Source organism: Endozoicomonas sp., from assembly GCF_051008435.1.
GTDB lineage: Bacteria > Pseudomonadota > Gammaproteobacteria > Pseudomonadales > Endozoicomonadaceae > Endozoicomonas_A.
Genome location: NZ_JBPCXO010000347.1, coordinates 1 through 7,568, shown reverse-complemented (window position 1 = coordinate 7,568; position 7,568 = coordinate 1). Strand labels below are relative to the sequence as shown.

General features: G+C 49.7%; 6 protein-coding genes. 3 read left to right on the top strand and 3 right to left on the bottom strand.

From position 1 onward, the window contains the following. Positions 1-154: 154 nt before the first annotated feature. Positions 155-1,657: an AbgT family transporter gene (locus ACR2PX_RS17575; protein ID WP_434000662.1), complete on the top strand. Its 1,503-nt coding sequence runs from the start codon at positions 155-157 to the stop codon at positions 1,655-1,657. Between the two features lie 53 nt (positions 1,658-1,710). On the opposite strand, the gene ACR2PX_RS17570 is transcribed toward ACR2PX_RS17575, so the two are convergent. From ACR2PX_RS17570 to ACR2PX_RS17560, 3 genes are all read right to left on the bottom strand, one after another. After that, positions 1,711-2,874 (bottom strand): hypothetical protein, encoded by a 1,164-nt coding sequence (locus tag ACR2PX_RS17570; RefSeq protein ID WP_434000661.1) that lies wholly within the window; start codon positions 2,872-2,874, stop codon positions 1,711-1,713. Between the two features lie 87 nt (positions 2,875-2,961). Continuing rightward, the gene (locus tag ACR2PX_RS17565) at positions 2,962-3,912 is read right to left on the bottom strand and encodes a LysR substrate-binding domain-containing protein (protein ID WP_434000660.1); all 951 of its coding nucleotides are present in this window, start codon (positions 3,910-3,912) and stop codon (positions 2,962-2,964) included. Between the two features lie 86 nt (positions 3,913-3,998). After that, the gene (locus ACR2PX_RS17560; RefSeq protein WP_434000659.1) at positions 3,999-5,222 is read right to left on the bottom strand and encodes a multidrug effflux MFS transporter; all 1,224 of its coding nucleotides are present in this window, start codon (positions 5,220-5,222) and stop codon (positions 3,999-4,001) included. A 105-nt stretch (positions 5,223-5,327) separates the two neighbouring features. Here ACR2PX_RS17560 and ACR2PX_RS17555 point away from each other — a divergent pair, with 105 nt between their 5' ends. Next, on the top strand, positions 5,328-6,236 hold the full coding sequence (locus ACR2PX_RS17555) for a LysR family transcriptional regulator (protein WP_434000658.1): 909 nt from the start codon (positions 5,328-5,330) through the stop codon (positions 6,234-6,236). A 356-nt stretch (positions 6,237-6,592) separates the two neighbouring features. Further along, positions 6,593-7,369, top strand: a complete 777-nt coding sequence (gene deoC / locus ACR2PX_RS17550; protein WP_434000657.1) for a deoxyribose-phosphate aldolase — start codon at positions 6,593-6,595, stop codon at positions 7,367-7,369. Positions 7,370-7,568 lie beyond the last annotated feature (199 nt).

Below are 7,568 nucleotides of genomic sequence, written 5' to 3'. Positions count from 1 at the left end.
TCGATGAATTCGATTAAATAGGTCAACTATTCTCACGAATCCATCGAAGCTGTCTAGAACGCTCAAGACTGTCGACTCGTTCTACTGAAATTTATGCTCGAAAGCATAAGTCCGACAGGCTCCTAGCGAGAAGCCGCCGTTTATTGATCGTTTTTTGAATGCCATTGAAGTGGCGGGTAACAAGTTGCCTGATCCGGCCATGTTGTTCGTCTACTGTCTTCTGATTGTGGTAGCCCTGTCTGCCGTTTTCTCTTCTATCAGCTTTGATCTGGTGAGTCCTGCGACGGGTGAAGCCATTCAGGTTAAAAACCTGTTGGATGCTCAGTATCTGACTGACTTTATGGCCTCCAGTGTGACTACTTTTACAGGCTTTGCCCCTCTGGGTATGGTTCTGGCTGCCCTGTTGGGTGTGGGTATTGCTGAGTCTTCAGGTTATATCAACATCGCCCTGAAAAAGATGATTCGCATGACACCGCAGAAGCTGCTGGCTCCTGCGGTAGTCATGATTGGTGCGATCAGCTCTGTTGCTGCAGATGCGGGTTACGTTCTGGTTATTCCAATTGGCGCAGTGATCTTCCACGCTGCGGGTCGTCATCCTCTGGCCGGTCTGGCTGCTGCTTTTGCCGGTGTGTCCGGTGGTTTCTCTGCGGGTCTGCTGCCTTCCAGCCTGGATCCACTGCTGCAGAGTTTTACCCAGTCTGCTGCCCAGATCTACGACAAGGACTACCTGGTTAACCCGCTGGCGAACTTCTATTTCACTTTCGTCTCTACCTTTGTCGTGACCCTGCTGGGCTGGTTTGTGACCGAGAAAATTGTTGAGCCTCGTCTGAAGAGCGTTGAGCTGAACAAGGATCTGGAAGAAGCGGAAGACATGAGCAGCTACACCAAAGCTGAAGATCGCTCTTTCAAGATCGGCAGTGCCGTTCTGCTGACCATGGCGGGTCTGCTGGTTCTGGCCTGTCTGCCAGAAACTTCTCCGCTGCGTGCTGAGAATGGCTCCCTGACCGCGCATACAGCGCCTCTGATGAAGTCTATTGTGCCTTTGATCTTCCTGTTCTTCCTGATTCCAGGTGTGATCTATGGCCGCATGACCGGTACATTCAAGAATCATCGTGATGTGATGGCCGGCATGAGCCAGTCCATGACGACCATGAGCAGTTACATTGTTATGGCATTCTTCTGTGCCCAGTTCCTGAAAGCGTTCGGAGACTCTAATCTGGGTACTCTGCTGGCGCTGTCTGGTGCAGAAGTGCTGCAGGCACTGGATTTGCCGGGTCAGATGACGATTGTCGGCATTATTTTGTTGACCGCTGTCGTTAACCTGACGGTAGGTTCTGCTTCTGCCAAGCGGGCTCTGATCGGACCTATTTTTGTCCCAATGCTGATGGCTGTGGGTATTTCTCCGGAACTGTCTCAGGCTGCGTACCGTATAGGGGATTCCTCTTCCAACATCATTACTCCGATGATGGCTTACTACCCTGTCATTATTGTGTTCTGCCAGCGTTATGTGAAGAACTCCGGTATCGGTACCGTTGCTTCTCTGATGATGCCTTACTCCATTGTCTTCCTGGTGGGCTGGACTGCTTTCCTGCTGCTTTACTGGGCTCTGGGCTTGCCACTGGGTATTGCTGCCCCTTATACATACCCTGCCATTTAATAGGCATTACAGGGTTACTCAAGAAAACCCCCGGCGAAAGCTGGGGGTTTTTCTTATTGGGCACCGTAGGATTTCAGGAGCTCAATGATGGCCTTGGGAACCTGCCACTTTCGGGCAATCGTCATGGGGGTATCCCCTGAGCTGTAGTAATCAGGGTGTGGGGGGACGGGTACGTTGATATTGGCTTTGGAAACCTTCAAAACCACTCTTATCGTATCAATATTCAGACTCTTGATGGCCGCCAATAACAGGTCATTACCCGTATCATCCCGGGCTTCTACAATAATCTTTGCTTCGTCTTTGGGCAGTGTTCTCAGTCTGTAACTGAGGCTTGAGGAGAAACCGTTAAAGGCCAGAAAGTGCTCATACCACTTGCCGTGGACCTTGAAGCTGTCCATATGATCGGGAGTCAGTATGCCTGCCATCATCGCTTGGTATAGAGCGTCGTCCATCTGTTCGCTCATGTCAGGCTCTATTAACTCTGAAGGTATTGTCAGCCTGGGCGCTGTGATAAAACCATTGGCTGTTATCTGGGCTATCAAACTGTCCACTTCGGCCTGCAAAGAGGGATTGTTGGCGGCCGTGGCTCTCAGATATGCAGCGATCTGATTCAGATGCTGCTGATCATTGGCTTTACCCCCGGCATTGATGATCAGTCTGAACAGGTTGAATGGACTTCCCCACTTTAGAAGGGCGCTCAGGGCGGTGTCCTGATTGCCTGGCTGTCCGAAAGTCCGGTTGGGATTGCCTTTGTTTCTCAGAACAAAGTCCATCATGTAATCCAGACTGTTACCAATCGACATTCTCAGAGCGGTAGCATTGTCCTTATCGCCGGCACTGATGTCGGCAGCATTATTCATTCCCCAGTGAGCCAGTCTTCTGAAACCGTTGAAGACGGAAAAACTCAGCAAGTGTCGGCCCCGTTTTTCTGTCTTTCCGGAAATGGGGGCATTGACCAGCCTGACCACATCATTCTGGGTTTTCAGACGAATCAACTGCTTGTGATAGATCTGAATGAGCAGGTCCTCTATCACGCAATGGGCATCGTCCAGTGGTTGGCTTTTGTCGACCCGACTCCAGTTGGGAGCTTCAGGAGGCCAGCAAAAGTAATGCATGAATATCGGTTGGGAGTCGTCATAGAAAGGTGCACTGCTGACCTTGCAAGGTCCGAGAAGAAACAGCACAGAAACGATGAGAAGGTGGGTAGGCTTGAACATGGCATCCTTGCACTTGTACGTTAGCTCCTTTTCTCAGTGTAGAGTAAGTGCCGTCGTACAAATGCAGAAATGCCAAGTGTTGCTGGCTCAGGGAACGTGATAACCCATGGGCTTCATAGTGTCATATTGCAGCCAGACTTTATTCAGCCAGCTTTCTTCGCCCAGCCAATCCAGAACCCAGCGAATACCATTGCCCATGACTTCCTTATTCCATGCCAGATAGCAGCTGTCATTCATGGGGATATCCAGAACATCCTTGCGTACCAACAGTTCCTGCTCAATGTAAGGCTGAACAAAATGGCTGGGCATGATGGTGATGCCAAGGCCCTTGAGCAGACACTCAATGGCCATACGGAAGCTGGGTACCAGAAGTATTTGCTGATCTTCCAGCAGCAGGTTGTAGCCCTGTCGGAAGATTCTAGAAGTATCCTGAATGCAGATTGAGCTGTAAGTCTTCAGCATGTCCTGACTGATCGGACCTGAAATGCTGGCCAGGGGATGCTCTGGCGACATAACCAGATCCCATTCCAGTGACCCCATGGGTTTCCAGTCAAAGCGGTCGTTATTGGCAATGTTGTCAGGAATGGTTTTGGGGGCACCAATCACCAGTTGGCAACGATTATGGAACAGAGCATCCCATGAACCGTTGTGAACTTCGGTATTGATCACCAGACTGGTTTCCGGGCGAACAGCCTGAAGATCGCGAATCAGGTCGTAGATCATGCCCTGGTTCACCACGTTGTCCAGGGCAATCTTTATTTCATGTTCCCAGCCAGTGGCCATCTGGCGGGTGGTTTTTTCAAGTTCTTCCAGCTCTGCCAGCAGTTTGCCTGTCTGCTGGATAAAGTGTTCACCTGCTGGAGTCAGCTCGACGCGCTTGCTGTCCCTCAGAAACAGTTGTACATCCAGCCGCTCTTCCAGCTTCCGGACGGTGTAGCTGATGGCTGAAGGCACTTTATGCAGGTGTTTGGCCGCCGCAGTAAAGTTTTTGAAGTGGGCCACGGCCCTGACAATTTCGAGGGATTCCGTCGGGATCATGAGGCGAATACTACTGTTTGCTGGTTTTTAAGTGCCTATAGAGTATCTCTTAGGTTGCCAGAAGGGCAGTCGAAAATGAGAGTTTTTTATCGACAGGCTTTCAAAGACAACTTATTGGTTCTTTTTTCGGATCGTTGCAGTAAGTCGAGACCCGCTAGAATCAGCGATGCACCCAGCAAAGCATAAGCCAGAGACACTGTCGTAAACGCATCAAAACCAGCCAGTTTTACTGCAAAGGCAATTAACCCTCCGCCAGTCATACGGGCAAAGCCGTCTATTGCGGCAGCCAGCCCGGCACAATGTTTAAAGTGTTCGAGAGTCAGGCTGGAGGCGGTGCCGAAAATAAAATTAAAGCCGATTGCACCGACTGCGGCAGGAGCAAAAAACCAGAGTGGCTGGTCGCTTGGAACAAACAGTAGACCTGAGGCACCAGCAATAGAAAACAAAGATCCGACAACGATTGTCTGGCGTTGACCCAGCCAGTCAATCAATCTGGGTGTCAGCAGGCTGGCTGATAATTGCATTAACCCCAGCAGGCCGAAAAAGAGAGAAAAGCCAAACTCATTCAAACCTGCCAGGTTGATGGCAACATAAGGGGCGTGAGTGGCGTAAGTCAGAATAGCGCCCATAGCCAACGAGCCACTGAGTGAATAGTTCAGAAACTGTTTGTTGCCCAGAATGCTTCCCAGATTCTGCAGGAAAAGTCCTGAAGTATTTTTATCCTGAGTCGTTGAGCGAACCTTGGATTGCATATTCCTGATGGCCAGCAGAAAAATAAAGGCGCTGAGCAGGGCCATGAAGACAAAGTTGGCTTCCCAGCCCCAGTAAATAGCCAGAGCACCACCGAGCGTGGGGGCGAGTGTAGGAATGGTGCCGATCATTCCGCCCATATAGCTGATCCATTTGCCGGATTCTATCGGGCTGAAATGATCCCGAATCCAGGCAAAGGCTGTGACGGTGCAGCTGGCCGCACCCAGCCCCTGCAATATTCGGGCAACATAAAGCAGTTCAATGCTGGTGGAAACGGCGCCCACGATACTGCCAACCAGATAAAGTCCCACACCCAGCAGGGCCGAAGCTTTGCGGCCATAGATGTCTGAAAAAGGGCCGGCAAACAGTTGTCCAACGCCCATGCAGATCATGAACAGGGAAATTGTCAGCTGTATTTCAGAATCACTGGCTGAGAAGAAACGAGTCATTTCTGGCAATGATGGCAGATAAATATCGATAGCCAGTGGGCTTAAAATGACCAGGGCAAAGATAACCGGCAAGGCAGAACGTTGGCTTAATGGCATGTACAGAGGGCTCATCCATAAAAATCAGTATTGAGTACAGTGTAAAATGCACAAGATATGAACAGAAGTGATATATTTTCAATAATATATTTCCTTATAGGAATATCTTGAGTACTGATCATGCCTATTCAAGAATTGTCCCGAATTAACCTGAATCTTCTGGTGTGCCTTCAGGCTCTGCTGGAAGAAAGAAGCGTGACCCGAGCTTCTGAGCGGCTGAATCTCAGCCAGTCTGCGGTCAGCAAGAGTCTTTCCAGGCTGCGTGAGCTGACAGGAGACCCTCTTTTCACTCGAACGGCCCATGGTTTGATACCGACTTCACGGGCGTTGGCTATTCAGGAGCAGTTAAAACCTATTCTCGATGAGCTTTGGAAAGTGGTTCAGCCTCAAGTGTTTGACCCTCAGCATTGCGACCGTCATTTCACTATTGCTTTGCCAGAAACTGCCAATCATTTGAAGTTTCAGAATTCTTTGGCGGACATTCTCAAGAGTGCTCCGAAAATCAAAATCAAATTGATGCATCTGACCCTGAAAAATCTCGAAGAGCTGGCAGCAGGAAAGGTTGATCTGGTGGCTTTGCCCGATGATCTCGATTGTGGGCAGCACAGAATCTCAGGTCTGCACCGAAAAAGACTGTATAAAGACAAGTTGGTCTGCATGGTGCGGGAGAGCCACCCATGCCTTGAACAACCCTGGACACTTGAAGCTTGTCTGGCGCTTGGGCATATCGGTATCGGCGCGGTCACAGACAGGGTATCCATCACTGACCAGACTTTGGCTGAGCTGGGGCTGGATCGTGAAGTTGTGGTAGCGGTTGGTGATTTTCACAGTGCCACCCAGGTCTGTGAAAGCACGGACCTGATGTTTGTATCTTCTGGTAATTGGGCGGCCTATGCTGAGGAGCTGTATCGGGTGACAACATTACCTATGCCAATTACTGTTGAACCCATTGCCTATGATCTCTATTGGCATGAAATGCACCACCAGGATCTGGCACATCAATGGTTAAGGTCTTATTTCAGAGTTTAATGTTGTTCAAAAAAAATGAATGTGCATCCAAAAATACTTGCTGTCATTGATGTCAGGGATTCTCTAGGATGTGCCCTCACTTCGAGCGACCCCAAGCTCATGGGGGGAGAAATGTACTGCACTGTTGCCTGTTCCCGCAGTACAAAGACTCTTGCACGAAGTGTTGAGTTTGCAGTCCACGCTGCAGGCTCAGGTGGATGATCAGCAAAACAGCCTTGAGCTGGCAAAAAATGCCTCTGCGTCTTTGGTGCAGGGGTTTTTTTGTTTATAAACTACGACTGGCGACCGACTTTTTCAGGCATGCTTTTCTTATTTTCTGTCGCCGTCAAAGCTCTTTGGAGCCAGAGGACAGACTCATGACCGATCTCACTGCCAGTAGCCGTCAGGCCCTGCAACTGATGGACCTCACTTCCCTGAATGATAATGATACGCCGGAAGTGATTATTGATCTCTGCCATAAAGCCAAAACGCCGGCAGGCAATACTGCCGCAGTCTGTATTTACCCAAGATTTGTTCCCATTGCCAAAAAGACCCTGAAAGAACTGGGTCTGAACGACGTCACTGTAGCTACCGTGACCAACTTCCCACAGGGCGGTGATGATATTGAGCTGGCAGTGACAGAAACTCGTGCAGCTGTCGTTTATGGTGCAGACGAAGTGGATGTTGTTTTCCCTTATCGCGCGTTTATGGCGGGTAACGAGGAAGTAGGGGCTGAGTTGGTTCGCCGCTGTAAGGAAGTGTGCGCGGACAGGGTGATGCTGAAGGTGATCATTGAGTCCGGAGAGCTGAAAGATCCGGCCCTGATCCGTCGAGCCAGCGATATTTGCATTGAAGCCGGTGCGGACTTTATCAAGACTTCAACCGGTAAAGTGCATGTCAATGCAACGACCGAATCTGCCCGTATCATGCTGGAAGCAATTCGCGATAGTGGTAAACAGAACGTAGGTTTTAAGCCTGCTGGTGGTATTCGTACGGCTGAAGACGCCCAAGAGCATCTGGCTATTGCTGCCGATGTTATGGGTCAAAAATGGATTGATCGTAATCACTACCGCTTTGGTGCCAGCAGTCTGCTGGGCAGCCTTTTGGTCGCTCTCGGTCTGAAAGAACAAGAAGAAGATAAAGGCGGATACTGAGTTTTATCTCATCTGCTGAACATTGTGGAGCCCGGTGGCTCCACAATGAATACTCTAGGAGTCTGTCGGACTTAAGACAATTTCGGCCTAAATTCCAGAAAGAACGGTCCAATTATTTGATGAATTCGATTAAATAGGTCAACTATTCGCACGAATCCATCAAATAATTCGACTCGTTCTACTGAAATTTATGCTCGAA